Annotated in this window: 15 protein-coding genes; 13 read left to right on the forward strand and 2 right to left on the reverse strand. The window is 68.1% G+C overall.

Translation table 11 applies throughout. The features are described 5' to 3' along the window. Positions 1-5: 5 nt before the first annotated feature. The 7 genes from FZO89_RS02020 to pcp are packed head-to-tail and all read left to right on the forward strand — an operon-like array spanning position 6 to position 5,179. Complete coding sequence (locus FZO89_RS02020; RefSeq protein ID WP_149101697.1) at positions 6-437, forward strand: HIT domain-containing protein; 432 nt, start codon at positions 6-8, stop codon at positions 435-437. Further along, complete coding sequence (gene pxpB, locus FZO89_RS02025; protein ID WP_149101698.1) at positions 434-1,159, forward strand: 5-oxoprolinase subunit PxpB; 726 nt, start codon at positions 434-436, stop codon at positions 1,157-1,159. The genes FZO89_RS02020 and pxpB overlap by 4 nt, the downstream gene beginning before the upstream one ends. Continuing rightward, a complete protein-coding gene (locus FZO89_RS02030) occupies positions 1,156-2,121 on the forward strand; it encodes a 5-oxoprolinase subunit C family protein (RefSeq protein ID WP_149101699.1) in 966 nt (321 codons plus the stop codon). Before pxpB ends, FZO89_RS02030 begins: the two co-directional genes overlap by 4 nt. Then, a complete protein-coding gene (locus tag FZO89_RS02035; RefSeq protein ID WP_149101700.1) occupies positions 2,114-2,869 on the forward strand; it encodes a 5-oxoprolinase subunit PxpA in 756 nt (251 codons plus the stop codon). The genes FZO89_RS02030 and FZO89_RS02035 overlap by 8 nt, the downstream gene beginning before the upstream one ends. Next, positions 2,866-3,573 (forward strand): DUF969 domain-containing protein, encoded by a 708-nt coding sequence (locus FZO89_RS02040; protein ID WP_149101701.1) that lies wholly within the window; start codon positions 2,866-2,868, stop codon positions 3,571-3,573. The genes FZO89_RS02035 and FZO89_RS02040 overlap by 4 nt, the downstream gene beginning before the upstream one ends. Beyond that, the gene (locus FZO89_RS02045; protein ID WP_262378488.1) at positions 3,570-4,523 is read left to right on the forward strand and encodes a DUF979 domain-containing protein; all 954 of its coding nucleotides are present in this window, start codon (positions 3,570-3,572) and stop codon (positions 4,521-4,523) included. Before FZO89_RS02040 ends, FZO89_RS02045 begins: the two co-directional genes overlap by 4 nt. A 17-nt stretch (positions 4,524-4,540) precedes the next feature. Then, a complete protein-coding gene (pcp, locus tag FZO89_RS02050; protein WP_149101702.1) occupies positions 4,541-5,179 on the forward strand; it encodes a pyroglutamyl-peptidase I in 639 nt (212 codons plus the stop codon). 27 nt (positions 5,180-5,206) lie between these two features. Here the strand turns inward: pcp and dcd are convergent, their stop codons facing one another. Continuing rightward, on the reverse strand, positions 5,207-5,779 hold the full coding sequence (gene dcd / locus FZO89_RS02055; protein ID WP_149101703.1) for a dCTP deaminase: 573 nt from the start codon (positions 5,777-5,779) through the stop codon (positions 5,207-5,209). A gap of 142 nt (positions 5,780-5,921) precedes the next feature. Then, positions 5,922-6,800 carry an iron-sulfur cluster carrier protein ApbC gene (gene apbC / locus FZO89_RS02060; RefSeq protein WP_149101704.1) on the reverse strand — a complete coding sequence of 293 codons (879 nt, stop codon included), beginning with the start codon at positions 6,798-6,800 and terminating at the stop codon, positions 5,922-5,924. A 195-nt stretch (positions 6,801-6,995) separates the two neighbouring features. Between apbC and FZO89_RS02065 the strand changes: the two genes are divergently transcribed. The 6 genes from FZO89_RS02065 to rnfB all read left to right on the forward strand — a co-directional run bounded on the left by FZO89_RS02065 (position 6,996) and on the right by rnfB (position 16,045). Beyond that, a complete protein-coding gene (locus FZO89_RS02065) occupies positions 6,996-9,785 on the forward strand; it encodes a TonB-dependent receptor plug domain-containing protein (protein WP_262378490.1) in 2,790 nt (929 codons plus the stop codon). A gap of 10 nt (positions 9,786-9,795) precedes the next feature. Then, positions 9,796-11,859: an alpha/beta hydrolase family protein gene (locus tag FZO89_RS02070; RefSeq protein WP_262378491.1), complete on the forward strand. Its 2,064-nt coding sequence runs from the start codon at positions 9,796-9,798 to the stop codon at positions 11,857-11,859. A gap of 132 nt (positions 11,860-11,991) precedes the next feature. After that, positions 11,992-12,819: an SEL1-like repeat protein gene (locus FZO89_RS02075; protein WP_149101705.1), complete on the forward strand. Its 828-nt coding sequence runs from the start codon at positions 11,992-11,994 to the stop codon at positions 12,817-12,819. Between the two features lie 66 nt (positions 12,820-12,885). After that, positions 12,886-13,320: a DUF2147 domain-containing protein gene (locus tag FZO89_RS02080; RefSeq protein WP_149101706.1), complete on the forward strand. Its 435-nt coding sequence runs from the start codon at positions 12,886-12,888 to the stop codon at positions 13,318-13,320. A 126-nt stretch (positions 13,321-13,446) separates the two neighbouring features. Then, positions 13,447-15,570: a methionine--tRNA ligase gene (gene metG, locus FZO89_RS02085; protein WP_149101707.1), complete on the forward strand. Its 2,124-nt coding sequence runs from the start codon at positions 13,447-13,449 to the stop codon at positions 15,568-15,570. A gap of 10 nt (positions 15,571-15,580) precedes the next feature. Further along, positions 15,581-16,045: an Rnf electron transport complex subunit RnfB gene (gene rnfB, locus FZO89_RS02090; protein ID WP_262378492.1), complete on the forward strand. Its 465-nt coding sequence runs from the start codon at positions 15,581-15,583 to the stop codon at positions 16,043-16,045.

The raw sequence follows: 16,045 nt of genomic DNA on the forward strand, positions 1-16,045 counted from the left end.
GGACGATGAGCCATCACCCGCAAGAGCCCGCCCGTTACGCCCTGCATCCCCAGCTGGCGGCGGACACCCACCCGCTGGCGTCGCTCGAGCTGTGCGACCTGCGGCTGATGGACGATGCCAACTATCCCTGGCTGGTGCTGGTGCCGCGCATCGCCGAGGCCCGCGAACTACTCGACCTCGACGCCGCCCAGCGCCACCGCCTCACCGACGAGATCGACCTGGCCGCCCGCGTCCTGACCGGCGTGTTCCGTCCGTTCAAGCTGAATGTCGCCGCGCTCGGCAACCTGGTGCCGCAACTGCACGTGCACGTGATCGCACGCTTCGAGGACGACCCGGCCTGGCCGGCACCGGTGTGGGGACGCGTCGCCGCGCGCCCGTACAGCCCGGAAGCGCTGGTGGGACGCATCCGCCTGCTGGACGCCGCGCTGCGCGCGTGAACGAAGCCACGATCGAGCCCCTGGGCGAGGACGCGCTGCTGCTGCGGCTGGGCCGCGAGATCGACCCGGCGGTGAACGCCCGCGTGCATGCGCTGGCACGGCGGATCGAGGCCGCGCGGCCGCCGTGGCTGCGAGAGGTGGTGCCGGCGTACGCGTCGCTGGCGGTGTTCCTCGACATCGATCCCTGCACGGATGCCGGCGTGCGGGCGTTCGCGTCCGCGATCGAATGGCTGCGCCGCCAGCTCGATCCGGCGCTGTCCGCGGAACTTCCCGGACAGGCCCGGGACCCGGCCACGATCATCGAGATCCCGGTCTGCTACGGACCTGCCTGCGCGCCCGACCTCGACGACCTCGCCGCACACGCCGGCCTGTCGCGGCAGGAGGTGGTGGCGCTGCACTGCGCCGGCGACTACCAGGTGGCGATGGTAGGTTTCGCGCCCGGATTTCCCTATCTCATCGGCCTCGACCCGCGCCTGGCGATGCCGCGGCTGGCGAGTCCGCGCACCCACGTGCCCGCCGGCAGCGTCGCGATCGGCGGCGCCCAGGCCGGCATCTATCCGCGCGCGAGTCCCGGCGGCTGGCGCCTCGTCGGGCGCACGCCACTGGCGCTGTTCGACGTGTCCTGGCCCTCGCCGTGCCTGCTGGCGGCGGGCCAGCGCGTCCGATTCCGCGCGATCGACGAAGCTGCGTTCGAAGCGCTGCGGGCGGAGGCGGCGGCATGAGCATCGAGTGCCTCGCGCCCGGCGTCGCCACCCTGCTGCAGGATGCCGGACGGACGGGCCTGCGCCGCCACGGCATCGCCCAGGGCGGCGCGCTGGACCCGTGGTCGTTCGCGCTCGCGAACCTGCTGGCGGGCAATCCGGCAGGCGCGCCCGCGCTGGAGATCACGCTGCTCGGACCGAGACTGCGCTTCCACTCCGCCGCGCGCATTGCGCTGTGCGGGGGCGGGATCGAGGCGGAGGCCGACGGGATGCCGCTGCCCATCTCGCGCCCGGTGGACGTTCCCGGCGGCTGCGTGTTGCGCCTGGGCCGATGTCGCGAGGGCGCGCGTGCCTATCTCGCGGTGTGCGGCGGCTTCCGGGTCGCACCGGTGCTGGGGAGCGCCAGTACCGACCTGCGCGCGGGGTTCGGCGGAATCCTGGGCCGGCCGCTGCGGCGCGGCGACCGTCTCGACCTCGCCACCGACAATGCCGCCGGCATCGCAACGGTGCGCTTTCCAGGCTGGTGGATCGACCCGGCCTTCGATGACCAGCCACGCGGCGGCGATCGCGTGGTGCGGCTGCTTCCCGGATCCGACGCCACCACGTCGCCGGGGACGCTGTTCGCCAGATCCTGGCAGGTCGCGCCCGCCAGCAACCGCCAGGGGCTGCGCCTGCTCGGCGACGGTATCGCGGCCGCGGATCGGAAAGAACGCGTGTCCGAACCGGTGGTCCCCGGCACCGTGCAACTGCCGCCGGACGGCCAGCCGATCGTCCTGCTCGCCGATGCGCAGACCCACGGCGGCTACCCGCGCATCGGCCACGCGATCCGCGCCGACTGGCCGGCGCTGGCGCAGCTGCGGCCCGGCGACCGCCTGCGCTTCGCACCCTGCACGCCGGAAGAGGCCCGCGCCGCGCTTTGCCGTCAGCGCCAGCGCCTGCATAGAATCGCGCTGGCCCTCGACGCGAAGCGCGCCCTTGCCTGACCGTATCGATTTCAACTGCGACCTCGGCGAAGGCTGTGGCGACGACGCCGCGATCGTGCCGCACATCAGCTCGGCCAGCATCGCCTGCGGCGGCCACGCCGGGGACGAGGCGACCATGCGCGCGACCGTGGCGCTGTGCCAGGCGCACGGCGTGGCGATCGGCGCGCATCCCTCGTTCGTCGATCGCGAGTACTTCGGCCGTCGCGAGCTCACCCTCGGCCCGGGCGCCATCCACGTACTGGTGCTGGCGCAGGTGCGGCGGCTGGCATCAGTGTGCGATGCGGCCCGGGCGCCCCTGCGCCACGTCAAGCCGCACGGCGCACTCTACAACCTCGCCGCGCGCGACACCGATGTCGCCGATGCCGTCGCCGCCGCGGTCCATGCCATCGATCCCACGCTGTGGCTGTACGCGCAGTCCGGCTCGGCCCTGGCCGAGGCCGGCCGTCTCGCCGGCCTGCCCGTCGCCGAGGAAGCCTTCGCCGAACGCAGCTACGGCGCCGATGGGCGCCTCACGCCACGCGACCGGCCCGGCGCGGTGATCGACGACCTCGACGCGGCCCTGGCGCAGGTGCGCATGCTGCTGCGCGAGGGCGCGGTGATCGCGCTCGACGGCACCCGCGTCCCGCTGCGCGCCGACACCCTGTGCCTGCACGGCGATCGACCCGACGCCGCGCGCTTCGCCGCCGCCCTGCGTGCCGCCCTGGAAGCCGAAGGCATCCGCGTGCGCGCGCCGGACGCGGCCGCATGAACTGGTGGCCGCTGCTCGGCATCGCCCTGGTCGTGCTCGGCTTCGTGCTGCGGCTCAATCCCGCGCTGGTGGTGGTGGCCGCCGGCATCGCCACCGGCCTGCTCGCGGGCATCACCCCGCTGGACGTGCTGGCGCTGATCGGCGAGGCCTTCACCAAGCAGCGCTACCTCGCCCTGTTCCTGCTCACGCTGCCGGCGATCGGCCTGCTCGAACGCCATGGCCTGAAGGAACGCGCGCAGCAGTGGATCGCGCGCCTGCGCGGCGCCACCACCGGCCGCGCGCTCACGGCTTATCTCGGCGGCCGGCAGTTGCTGTCGGCACTCGGCCTGGTCGACCTCGGCGGTCATGCGCAGACGGTGCGCCCATTGATGGCGCCGATGGCGGTCGGCGCCGCCGAGAACGCCCACGGCACGCTGCCGCAGGCCAGCGTCGAGCGGATCAAGGCCATGACCGCCGCCAGCGAGAACGTCGGCCGCTTCTTCGGCGAGGATGTCTTCATCGCCTTCGGCGCGGTGCTGCTGATGCAGGGCTTCTTCGCCGAACACGGCATCGTGCTCGAACCGCTGCATATCGCGCTGTGGGGGATTCCGACCGCGATCTGCGCTTTCCTCATCCACGCCTCGCGGCTGTTGCGGATGGACGCGCAACTGGCGCGCGAGGCGGCGGCGCTGCGGGATGCGGCAAACCGGCAACCGGCCGCGTGATCACGCTGCAGATGATCTACTGGCTCGCCGGCGCCTACCTGCTGGCGGTGGCCGCGCTCGGCCTGCGCGACCGCCACAACCCGCGCCGCCACGCGACCGCGCTGTTCTGGGCCCTGCTCGGGCTGATGTTCCTGGCCGCGGACCGGCTGGCGCCGGCCGTCGTCGGCGTCGTGGTCGTGATGCTGGCCTGCCTCGCGGGCTTCGGCGGGCTGGGCCGGGGCCGCTACGACGAGCCGTCCGACGAGGCGAAACGGATCGAAGCCACGCGCCTGGGCAACCGCCTGTTCTGGCCGGCGCTGCTGATCCCCGGGGTCTGCGTGCTGCTGGCGGTGGTGCTGAAGGATGTCTCGTTCGGCGGCGTGTACCTGCTCGGCCGCGAACAGACCACCCTGGTCGCGCTCGGCGTCGCCTGCGTGGTCGCGGCGATCGCCGCCTCCCGGCTGACGCGGCAATCGCCGTGGAGCGCGGTGGAGCAGTCTCGCCGCCTGATCGACGCCGTCGGCTGGGCCGCGCTGCTGCCGCTGCTGCTGGCCACCCTGGGCGGCGTCTTCGCGGCCGCGGGCGTCGGCGAGGCGGTGGCGGCGCTGGTGGAAATGGCGATCCCGGTCGACAACCGCTTCGTGGTGGTGCTCGCCTACGCGCTGGGCATGGCGCTGTTCACGATGGTCATGGGCAATGCGTTCGCCGCGTTCCCGGTGATGACCGCGGGCATCGGCCTGCCGCTGCTGGTGCAGCTGCACGGGGCCGATGCCGCGCCGCTGGCCGCGATCGGCATGCTCTCGGGCTACTGCGGCACCCTGCTCACGCCGATGGCGGCGAACTTCAACCTCGTGCCCGCCGCGCTGCTGGAACTGAAGGATCCGAACGCGGTGATCCGCCAGCAGGTCGCCACCGCGCTGCCGCTGCTGGCGTGCAACATCGCATTGATGTACTTCATCGTCTTCCGATGAGTACCCGGAGCACGCGCATGCGAAACGTGCTGCTCGCCGGTTTCGCGCCGTTCGACGGTGCCGCGGGCAACCCGAGCTGGGACGCGGCGCGCGCGCTCGACGGCGAGGAGATCGCCGGTCACCGCGTCGTGGCGCGACGGCTGCCGGTCGAGTTCGGCGTGGCGCGCGATGCGCTGCGCCGCGCGATCCGCGAGACGCGCCCCACCCTCGTGCTGTGCACCGGCCTGGCCGCCGGACGCGACGCGATCTCGATCGAGCGCGTCGCGATCAACGTCGACGATGCCCGCATTCCCGACAACGCCGGACGCCAGCCGGTCGATCTGCCGGTGGTGCGCGGCGGCCCGGCGGCCTATTTCTCGACCCTGCCGATCAAGGCGATGTACGCCGCGATCCACGAGGCCGCCATCCCGGTGGAAGTCTCGCAGAGCGCCGGCACCTACGTGTGCAACCATGTCTTCTACGGGCTGATGCACATGCTGCGGCGGCGCAGGATCCGCGCGGGTTTCGTGCACGTACCGCCAGCGATCGACAACGCCGCTGAAGGGACCACCGGCGTGCTGCCGATGGAATCGATCGTGGCAGCGCTTCGCATCGCGCTACGTGTCGCACTCACGACGCAGCAAGACCACCGGATCGGCGCGGGCGCGACGGACTAGGTCGCGGGCGCCCCCCGGAGCGCTCCCTCAGGTCTTCGGCAGCGTGACCCCGGTCTGGCCCTGGTACTTGCCGCCGCGGTCGCGGTACGAGGTCTCGCACACGTCGTCGGCGTCGGACTGGAAGAACAGCATCTGCGCCACGCCCTCGTTGGCGTAGATGCGCGCCGGCAGCGGCGTGGTGTTGCTGAACTCCAGCGTCACGTGGCCCTCCCATTCGGGCTCCAGCGGCGTGACGTTGACGATGATCCCGCAGCGCGCGTACGTGCTCTTGCCCAGGCACACCACCAGGGTGTCGCGCGGGATGCGGAAGTACTCGACCGTGCGCGCAAGGGCGAAGCTGTTGGGCGGGATGATGCACTCGTCGGCCTCGATGTCGACAAAGCTCTTGGGATCGAAGTGCTTGGGATCGACGATGGTCGAGTTGATGTTGGTGAACACCTTGAACTCGCGCGAGCAGCGCACGTCGTAGCCGTAGCTGGAGGTGCCGTAGCTGACGATGCGGCCACCGGCGGCCTGCTTGACCTGCCCCGGCTCGAACGGCTCGATCATGCCTTGCTGCTCGGACATGCGCCGGATCCAGCGGTCGCTCTTGATGCTCATGCGGTGTTCCCTGCGGCGCGTGGCCGGAAGCCGGGCATTGTAGGGCGGGTCACGAGCCGCCGGAACCTCGACGGCGCAGCGGCCCGCAGGCGGTGCGGCGCCCGGGGTGCGGCGACGCCCGCCGATGACGGGAAGCGGGCACCTACAGCAGCGAGGCGGAAATGCCGCGCGGCGCGCGCGGGCGCTTCTCCAGCTCCTCGCGCAGGCGGACAGCCGTGGCGCGATAGGCGGCCGCCGCGGCCGACTGCGGCGCCGAAGCGACGATCGGCACCCCCGCATCGCCCTGCTCGCGGATCCCGATCTCCAGCGGCAGCGATCCCAGCAGCGGCACGCCGTACTGCGCGGCCATCCGCTCGCCGCCGCCCTGTCCGAACAGGTGCTCGACGTGGCCGCAGTTCGAGCACACGTGCTGGGCCATGTTCTCCACCAGCCCGAGCACCGCCACGTCGACCTTCTCGAACATCCGCAGGGCCTTGCGCGCATCGAGCGTGGCCACGTCCTGCGGCGTGGTCACCACCACCGCACCGGCGACCGGGATCTTCTGCGCGAGCGTGAGCTGGATGTCGCCGGTGCCCGGCGGCAGGTCGACGATCAGGTAGTCCAGCCCCTCCTCGCCGCCCCACAGCGTGTCGTTGAGCAGTTGGGTGAGGGCCGAGGTCGCCATCGGACCGCGCCAGATCATCGGCGTGTCCGCATCCACCAGGAACCCGATCGACATCGCCTCGATGCCGTGCGCCCGCATCGGCAGGATCGACTTGCCGTCCGGACTGTCGGGCTTGCCCGACAGTCCCAGCATGGTCGGAATGCTCGGCCCATAGACATCCGCGTCCAGCACCCCGACCCGCGCGCCGTCCGCCGCCAGGGCCAGCGCCAGGTTCACGGCCGTCGTCGACTTGCCGACGCCACCCTTGCCGGAGGCGATGGCGAGGATGTTGCGGATGCGTGGGTGTGGCGCCATCCCGGACTGCGCCGCGTATGGGCGAACCGGGGGATTCCCCCCTAGGGGTTGTTCAGTTGCCATGCCCACATCGCTCCATCGCCCGGCCGCGCGCGGCTGGCGGGTCTCCAGCCATGCATACCGCCAAAAAGTGATCGGCCCATGACGGCGCCATTAAGGACATGTTAACCTCAGATGCACCATCGCTGAACGGCCCCAGTGACCTTCGTGCGTTGGCGATGCTCTTGGCAAACCTCTTGCAACTCATTGGGGAATCGAATGAAAGAGAAGAATTGTTCCGTCAGCCGCAGCAAGCTGACCATAGCCATGATGGCAGTCCTGGCCTCGGTGGCGGCCGCACCGGTGTTGGCGCAGAACCAGACCTCGACCGAGGAAACCGCCGACCAGCCAGCATCGACAGAACTGGACAAGGTCGTGGTCACTGGCTCGCGTATCAAAAAGGTTGACATCGAGGGGCCAGCGCCGGTAACCGTCATCACCGCCGACGACATCGAGCGGCAGGGGTTTTCGACCGTTTACGACGCGCTCAATACCCTCACCGAGTTCACCGGGTCGGTCCAGAACGAACTCAACCAGAACGGGTTCACCCCAAACGCGAGCTTCCTCAACTTGCGCGGCCTGGGGCCCGGCTACCAGCTGATCCTCGTGAACGGGCGTCGCACGGCTGACTATCCGCTGCCGTACAACAGCCAGTCCAACGCGGTGAACCTTGCAAATATCCCCGCGGCCGCGATCGAGCGGATCGAAGTGCTCTCGGGCGGCGCCTCGGCCATTTACGGCTCCGATGCGGTGGCCGGAGTGGTCAACATCATCATGAAGTCGAACTACGACGGCGACATGCTGACGATTCGTGGCGGCACCACGACCCGCGGCGGCGGCGACAGCGGCCGGCTGCAGTGGATCGGGGGCAAGGTTGGCGACAACTGGAGCCTGACCTATGCGGCCGAGTACATGGCGCGCGAGGAGATCTTCGCCTCTCAGCGCGATTTCATGGACTCATACCGGGATGATCCGTCGGTCGATCCGGAGGATGCAACTGCGGTCATCGGCATCCGCCTGCGTGATCGCCTGGTTGGCACCGGACTCGACTCCTATGTCTATCCGGAAGGCGAGGACGCCGCTTCGACGTGTGCCCGGTTCTCCGAGTTCGAGTTGGAATCTCGCGGGACCTGCGGCTACTTCGGCTATCCGGCCACCCAGCAGATCCGGAACTCGGACTCCACCCTCACCGGCTATCTCTACGGCACCTACGACTTCGCGAACGACTTGCAGGCGTTCGTGCAGCTGTCTGTGGCGCGGGCCGATGCGAAAATCGCTTCCGCGACCCAGTTCTGGCAGTCGCCCTTGGCCTACGATCCCACCCTCGACACGATCGTGGACACGCAGAGGATCTTCACGCCTTCCGAGCTCGGCGGGCGCGAGGCGCAGCAGACCGAAATTAATGAACGCTCCTTCGATCTCGCGGTGGGCCTGCGCGGGCTGATGTTCTCCGACAGGTTCGACTGGGATGCCACCGTGTCCCATGCGCGCTACGAGCTGGAGGTCAAGCAACCACGCTTCCTGGCAAACCGCATCAACGAGTACTTCCTCGGCCCGGAAACCGGTGAACTCGATCCGTTCTTTGGCGCGTATCCGGTGGTCAACTTCAATGTGGACCGCTACTTCACGCCACTTGATCCGGACACCTACCAGTCCCTTATCACCACCGTGAACACGGACGCGACCTCGGAAGTCTCGCAGGCCTCGTTCGTGCTTTCGGGCGACCTGTTCGACCTGCCGGCGGGGCCTGTCGGCATGGCGGCCACGCTCGAGGCGGCCCGACAGAAGTACGACCTGGAGAACGATCCGAGGATCTCGCCGACCTACGACGGCCCCGAGCCCATTTACAACCTCACCGGAACCGGCGGTGGCGGCGAGCGCGACCGCTACGCGGTGGGCGTGGAGTTCAGCGTGCCGCTGTTCGAGACCCTGAAGCTGAGCGTTGCCGGTCGATACGACAAGTACGACGACGTCACCGCGGTGGATGGTGCCTTCACCTGGTCTTCGGGCCTCGAATTCAGGCCGACGGACAACTTCATGATTCGCGGCAGCTTCGCCACCAGCTTCCGTGCCCCTGACATGCACTACGTGTTCGCACAGGAATCCGGCTTCTTCACGACCGTCCTGGATGAATACCGCTGCCGTCGCGATGGGCTCGACCCCACCGTAACGGGCGACTGCAGCGGCGGCGCCTACACGTATTCGGTCTTCGGTACGCGTCAGGGCAGCACCGAACTCCAGGAGGAGGAGGGCCGCTCGGCAACGGTTGGCTTCGTCTGGGACGTGACCGACAACATGTCGCTGAGCATGGATGCCTATCGCATCAAGCTCGAGGGCGCGGTCAGCGATATCTCCACGAGCTACCTCCTGCGCGAGGAAGCGGCATGCCTGCTCGGGACGGACCGCGACGGCAACCCGGTGGACGGCAGTTCGACTTCCTGCCAGTTCTTCACCAGCCTGGTGGAACGTACCGGGGTGGACGAGGTCAACGACGACGAGATCGACAACTACCTGTCCTATCCGTTCAACCAGTCCATGCTGGAAACCTCGGGCATCGACGCCCGCTGGCGTTATCAGCTGGATACGGACCGCATGGGCGAGTTCAACTTCGGACTGGGATGGACACACGTCCTGGAGCTCGAGGAACAGGAGTTTCCCGGCGACGAGATCCGCAACCTGCGCGACCATCGCCAGTTCTTCAACTTCCGCAGCCGCGTGAATTGGGAAGTGAACTGGGAGCGGGACGACTGGACCTTCAATCTCAACGGCTACCGCTGGGGCTCGCTCCCGAACTGGGCGGAAACCGGACGCATCGGCTCGTACGTGATCTGGAATGGCCGTGTCGAGAAGAAGCTCACGGAGAAGGCTACCGTCGGATTCGCGGTCAACAACATCCTTGACGACTTGCACCCCGAGGACGATACGTTCAACTCATATCCGTTCTTCTGGAGGGCTTACAGCCCGATCGGCCGCGAGGTGTTCGCGAGCTATAGCTACCGCTTCAACTGATCCGGCAGGAATGGCGCTGGCCCGGCGGCAACGCCGGGTCAGCGTGATTGGCGCAGACCTTCATGAAGCCGCGCTCGCCGCATTCGGCGGATGCAGGCCAGGGAAACAGATGACGTACTCGTCCAGATTCAAGCTCGCGCTCGCTGCATTCATCGTTTCATGCTCCGTGCATGCCGCCGCGCCCCAGCCCATCGAAGACTTCGTATCCCACCCCTCGTACAGCTCGGTCCGGATCTCCCCGAACGGCGAATACCTCGCCATGACGGTCGACAAGGGCGAGCAGGACGTACTCGTCGTCCTGCGTACGGCGACCCTCGAGCTGCTCAAGGTCAACCAGCTCCCGGACGACAAGAGCGTCGGTTCGTTCCACTGGGTCAGCCCCGACAGGCTGATGTTCAATGCAGTCAAGAAGCTGGGCGGCTATGCGCAACCGTTCAATACCGGGGAGTGGTTCGCGGTCAACGCGGACGGCAGCCAGCCCCGCCCACTGATCTTCTATGGCACGCGGGACGCGACCCAGCGAGGGAAGACCGTCGGCAACGAGCGGTTCACGCTCCTGGATGCGCTCAAGGATGACGACACGCAAGTCGTCATGCAGGCAGCCTCGCCCCGCTCCTCGGAAGGCGCGGGTACCGAAGCATTTCTGGTGGACACCTTCACGGGCCGGCGCAGTTCGCTGGGACGGGCCCCGAAGGAGAACTGCAGCATAGTGCTGGATGCGGAAAAAAATCCCGGTTTTGCCGTCTGTTCGTCCAGCAAGGATGATTCGGGAGAGTACGACGAACGTACCGAACTGTACCGGCGCGATGGCCGCAGCTGGACGTTGCTGAATGCATCGAAGTCGGACGGCCAGCACATGTCCGTCATCCGCACGGCTGACGACGGGACCGTTTTCGCTGAGCTGGACGATGGCGTGCGCCCGGCAGCACTCGGCACCCTCGATATGGAGACCGGCGCGTTCTCCAAGCTATTCCAGGACGAGGTTTCCGAGGCCTCCACCCTGATCTGGTCGACCGATGGCAACGCGCTCGTCGCGGTGGTCACCGAGGCCGGCGCCCCGAAGGTGACGCTGGTCGACGAGACCAATCCCGACACGGAACTCTACGCGTCCCTGGCCGCCGCGTTCGAAGGGCAGATGGTCGATTTCTCAAGTTACACCCGGGACGGCGGAACGGTGGTCGTCTCGGTATCCAGCGATTCGAATCCGGGCGAACTGTATCTGTACGACCGCGCTTCAGGCCGCGCCAAGTTCCTGATGCATCGACGGCCCAAGCTCGACAAGGACCGCATGGCGTCCGTGAAGCCGTTCACCCTGTCCGCGCGTGACGGCCGGCGCCTCCACGGGTTCCTCACACTTCCCAACGGATCGAACGGCAAAGGCTTGCCGTTGATCGTCAACCCGCACGGTGGCCCCATTGGCCCGCGCGACCACTGGAGTTTCAACCCCGAGGCCCAACTGTTCGCGAGTCGGGGGTATGCCGTCCTGCAGGTGAACTACCGCGGTTCGGGCGGCTACGGCAAGGAGTTCCGCGATGCGGGCCACCAGCAGTGGGGCCAGGGCATCCAGAACGACATCATCGATGCCACCCAGTGGGCCGTCGGGCAGGGCCACGCCGACCCGGACCGCATCTGCATCTATGGCGGAAGTTTCGGTGGTTATTCGGCATTGATGGCCCCGATCCGGGCACCAGGCATGTTCAAGTGCGCGTTCGGCTACGTGGGCGTTTATGACGTAGACATGATGTTCAAGAAGGGCGACATCCCCGAGACCGAAAGCGGACAGCGGTACCTCAGGCGCACCCACGGTACGAGCACGGCCTTCTGGGCCGAGAACTCGCCGGCACGCCGCGCGGCGGAGGTGAAGATCCCGGTCTATCTGGCTGCCGGTGCCCGCGACGTGCGCACCCCCCCGGAACAGACAGAGCTGATGGACAAGGCCTTGCGCGCCGCGGGCAATCCGCCTGAAGGGATGATCATCCAGTCAGGTGAAATGCACGGGTTCTACGACGAGGCGGCCCGGGTCAAGCTCTACACCGCGATGCTGGAGTTCTTCTCCAGACATATCGGGCAATAAGGGAATGCCGGGCGGGACGCGACTCCCGCCCCTCCCCTCTTTCCCGCGCAGATGGCGCCGTGACTTTCGGGACTGGTCGCCAGTCGACGGCTTTCCAATCCTGAGCGCAGCCGCCTCGCCACTGGTCCCGTCGTGAAGAAGATGATTCGGTCGATTCGTTTCCAGATTGCAATTGCAGCCGTGCTGGCAGCCCCTGCGGCTTGGGCGCAGCAGGCCCCTCTCCCACCCGATCCGACCGAAGATCGGCTCATGATCAATGCTGGGTTCCTCTCGGCGCACCCGGATCTGCGCTACCGCTTGCTGGGCCTGGAGGATATGCGGGCTGGCCGCGAAGCCGACGCCCTGCGCTTCTTCATGCGGGCGAGTTACTACGCTGACAAGCCCTCCCAAGGCATGGTTGCGGAGATGTTTTGGAATGGGCAGGGCGTTGAGGAGCGTGATCCCGCAAAGGCCTACGCGTGGATGGATCTCGCGGCCGAACGCGGCTACGAGGGTTTCGTAGCATTGCGCGAACGGTACTGGGCCTCCCTGGATGAGGCGCAGCGGCAATCGGCGCTGGAACACGGGCAGGAGATCTATGCCAAGTACGGTGACGATGCAGCCCAGCCGCGGCTGACCACGGCCATCCGGCGCGGCCGCAACCGCATCACCGGCAGCCGCGTGGGGGCGGTGGGAAGCCTCCAGATCTACGTGCCGGGGCCCGCTGGCTTCGAGCAGATTGACGGGTCGAAGTTCTTCGACGAGAAGTACTGGGATCCCGAACAGTACATGGCGTGGCACGATGCGATCTGGATGAAACCGAGGGTCGGGAAGGTCACGGTCGGCGAGATTCGGGCCGCGAACGATGCTCCCATCGACGCTACGTCGCGGATTCCTCACACGGCCCCGCTAATCGACGCGACCGAGCCGGCCACTCCCGAGCGAGACGAGCAGGGTCTGGGCGCGGAACCCCTGAAGTAGGCTCTCCTGCCCGGCTCGCAACGTGCGAAAGTACCAGGTATCTTCCAGCCATCTCCAGGAGTTGCGATGCGTATCACTGTCTCCGTTTTCCTGACTGCCACACTCCTGTTGGCGCTTGCTCCCGCCCTCGCCGCCGACCCCGCCGAAGGCCGCTGGAAGACCATCGACGACGAGACCGGCCAGGCCAAGTCGATCGTGGAGATCGCCCAGGCCGCCGACGGCACGCTGGGCGGCCGCATCGTCGAGTTGTTGAATCCCAGCAAGCCCAACCCGACCTGCGACAAGTGCAAGGACGACCGCAAGGGCAAGCCCATCACCGGGATGGAGATCATCCGTGGCATGAAGCGCGACGACGATGCCTATTCCGGTGGAACCATCCTCAAGCCCGACGAGGGCAAGGTCTACAAGTCGAAGATGGAACTGATCGAGGGTGGCGACAAGCTCGAGGTTTCGGGCTGCGTGGCCTTCATCTGCAAGTCCCAGGTGTGGGTGCGGCAGTAGCGGCCCGCAGACGCAGGGCGTCTTCCAGGTACGGCCCAAGGCCCGGCATCCGCCGGGCCTTCGCTTTCGGGCGGCCGCGATCGGCGCGCATGCGATAATCCGCGTCCCCTCCGAAGCGCCCGCGACATGCCCCGCCCCGCCATCGTCACCAGCGCCCTGCCCTACGGCAACGGGCACCTGCACATCGGCCACCTGGTCGGATACATCCAGGCCGACATCTGGGTCCGGGCGCGGCGCATGGCCGGCGGCACGGTGCGCTTCGTGTGCGCCAACGACACCCACGGCACGCCGATCATGCTGGCGGCGGAAAAGGCTGGAGTCGCGCCCGGGGACTTCATCAAGCTCACTCAGGCGAGCCAGCAGCGCGACTTCGCCGACTTCGGCGTCGACTTCGACTGGTACCACTCCACGCACTCGGAAGAGAACCGCGAGCTGACCGAGCGCTTCTACCGCGCACTGGACGCCGGTGGCCACATCGAGCGCCGGTCGATCGACCAGCTGTACGATCCGGTCAAGTCGATGTTCCTGCCCGACCGCTACGTCAAGGGCACCTGCCCCAACTGCGGTTCGGACGACCAGTACGGCGACAACTGCGAAGTCTGCGGCGCGACCTACTCGCCGACCGAACTGAAGAACCCGCACTCCGTGGTCTCGGGCGCGACCCCGGAGCTGCGCGCGTCGGAACATTTCTTCTTCCGGGTCGCCGACTTCACCACGACGCTGGGCGGATGGCTGCAGGGCGATGTCGCCATTCCAGGCGTCAAGGCCAAGCTGCGCGAGTGGATCGACGCCGAGGGCGGCCTGCGCGACTGGGACATCTCGCGCGACGCGCCCTACTTCGGCTTCGAGATTCCGGGCCACCCGGGCAAGTACTTCTACGTCTGGCTCGATGCGCCGATCGGCTATTTCTCCAGCCTGCTCGCGCTCGCGCGCAGCGGCCGGGCGCCGGACTTCGACGAGGCGGCGTTCGAGGCCATGCTCCGCCCTGGCGCGCATGCCGAGCTGCGCCACTTCATCGGCAAGGACATCGTCAATTTCCATGGCCTGTTCTGGCCCGCGGTGCTGGCCGGCAACGGCCTGCGCCTGCCGGAGCGCCTGCACGTGAACGGTTACCTGACCGTCGACGGCGCGAAGATGTCGAAGTCGCGCGGCACCTTCGTGATGGCGCGCACCTACCTCGACAGCGGCCTCGATCCCGAGGCGCTGCGTTATTACTTCGCCACCAAGTCCTCCGGCGGCGTCGACGACGTCGACCTCAACCTGTCGGACTTCGTCGCCCGGGTGAACAGCGACCTGGTCGGCAAGTTCGTCAACATCGCCAGCCGTTGCGCGAAGCTGCTGCAGGGGCAGTTCGACAATACCCTCGCCTCCGGCCCGCCGGTCGGCGTGTCGGACAGCTGGGCCGCGCAGGCCGGGGCACTGCTTTCGAAGGTGCTCGATACCCTGCGGACCGCGCCCGCGCACTACGAGGCGGGCAACTTCGCGGCGGTGGCCCGCGCCGCGATGGAGGCGGCCGACTGGACCAACGAATACATCGCGCAGACCGCACCGTGGACGCTGGCGAGGGATCCGGCACGCCGCGCCGACCTGCACCTGGTACTGTCCACGGCATTGCAGGCGTTCGCGGATCTCGCCGCCATGCTCAAGCCGATCCTGCCCACGGTGATCGCGGGCGCGGAGGCCTACCTCGGCGTGACGCTGTGCCCGGGCACGCGCACCACGCTGGCGGGGCGTTCGCTCGCGCCTTATGCACCGCTGTTCACCCGTATCGACCCGAAGCAGATCGAAGCCATGACCGAAGCCAGCAAGGACACGTTCGCCGCACCGGCCGGTGAAGCCAAACCCGAGAAGGGCGGCGACGCGAAGGCGGTGGCCGTGTCCGCCCCCGAGGCCTCGCCCGCTGGCGGGACAGGTACCGGCTTCATCGGGATCGAGGATTTCGCCAGGCTCGACCTGCGCGTGGGCAAGGTCCTGGAGTGCGGCTTCGTCGAAGGCTCGGACAAGCTGCTGCGCTTCCTGCTCGACGCCGGCGAACTGGGTCAGCGGCAGATTTTCTCCGGCATCCGTGCCAGCTACGGCGAGCCCGATGCGCTCGTCGGCCGCAACGTGGTGTTCATCGCCAACCTCGCACCGCGCAAGATGCGCTTCGGGGTCAGCGAGGGAATGATCCTCTCGGCCGGCTTCGACGGCGGCGCGCTCGCGCTGCTCGACGCCGACGCGGGCGCGCTGCCCGGCATGCCGGTGCGCTGACCGCAGGATCGTGCCCCGCCGGGCGAATCGCAACGGTCAAGCCGCCCGCATGAGCATCGCCCGCCAGCACGACCTCGCCGAACGCCTCGACCGGCTGCTGCCGCAGACCCAGTGCGGCCAGTGCGGCTTCGACGGCTGTCGCCCGTATGCCGAGGCCATGGCCCGGGGCGAGGCGGGCGTCGACCACTGCCCTCCCGGCGGCGACGACGGCGCGCGGGCGCTGGCGCGCCTGCTCGATGTCGAACCCCTTGCCTACGACCGCGCGCGCGGCATGCACAAGCCTGCACAGGTCGCCCTCGTGGTCGAAGCCGACTGCATCGGCTGCACCAAATGCATCCAGGCCTGCCCGGTGGACGCCATCATTGGCGGCAGCAAGCTCATGCACACGGTCATCGCGCCGCTGTGCACGGGCTGCGAGCTGTGCGTGCCGGCCTGCCCGGTGGACTGCATCGAACTGCAGCCCGTCGACCCGTAG

This window comes from Luteimonas viscosa (assembly GCF_008244685.1).
GTDB classification, from domain to species: Bacteria; Pseudomonadota; Gammaproteobacteria; order Xanthomonadales; family Xanthomonadaceae; genus Luteimonas; species Luteimonas viscosa.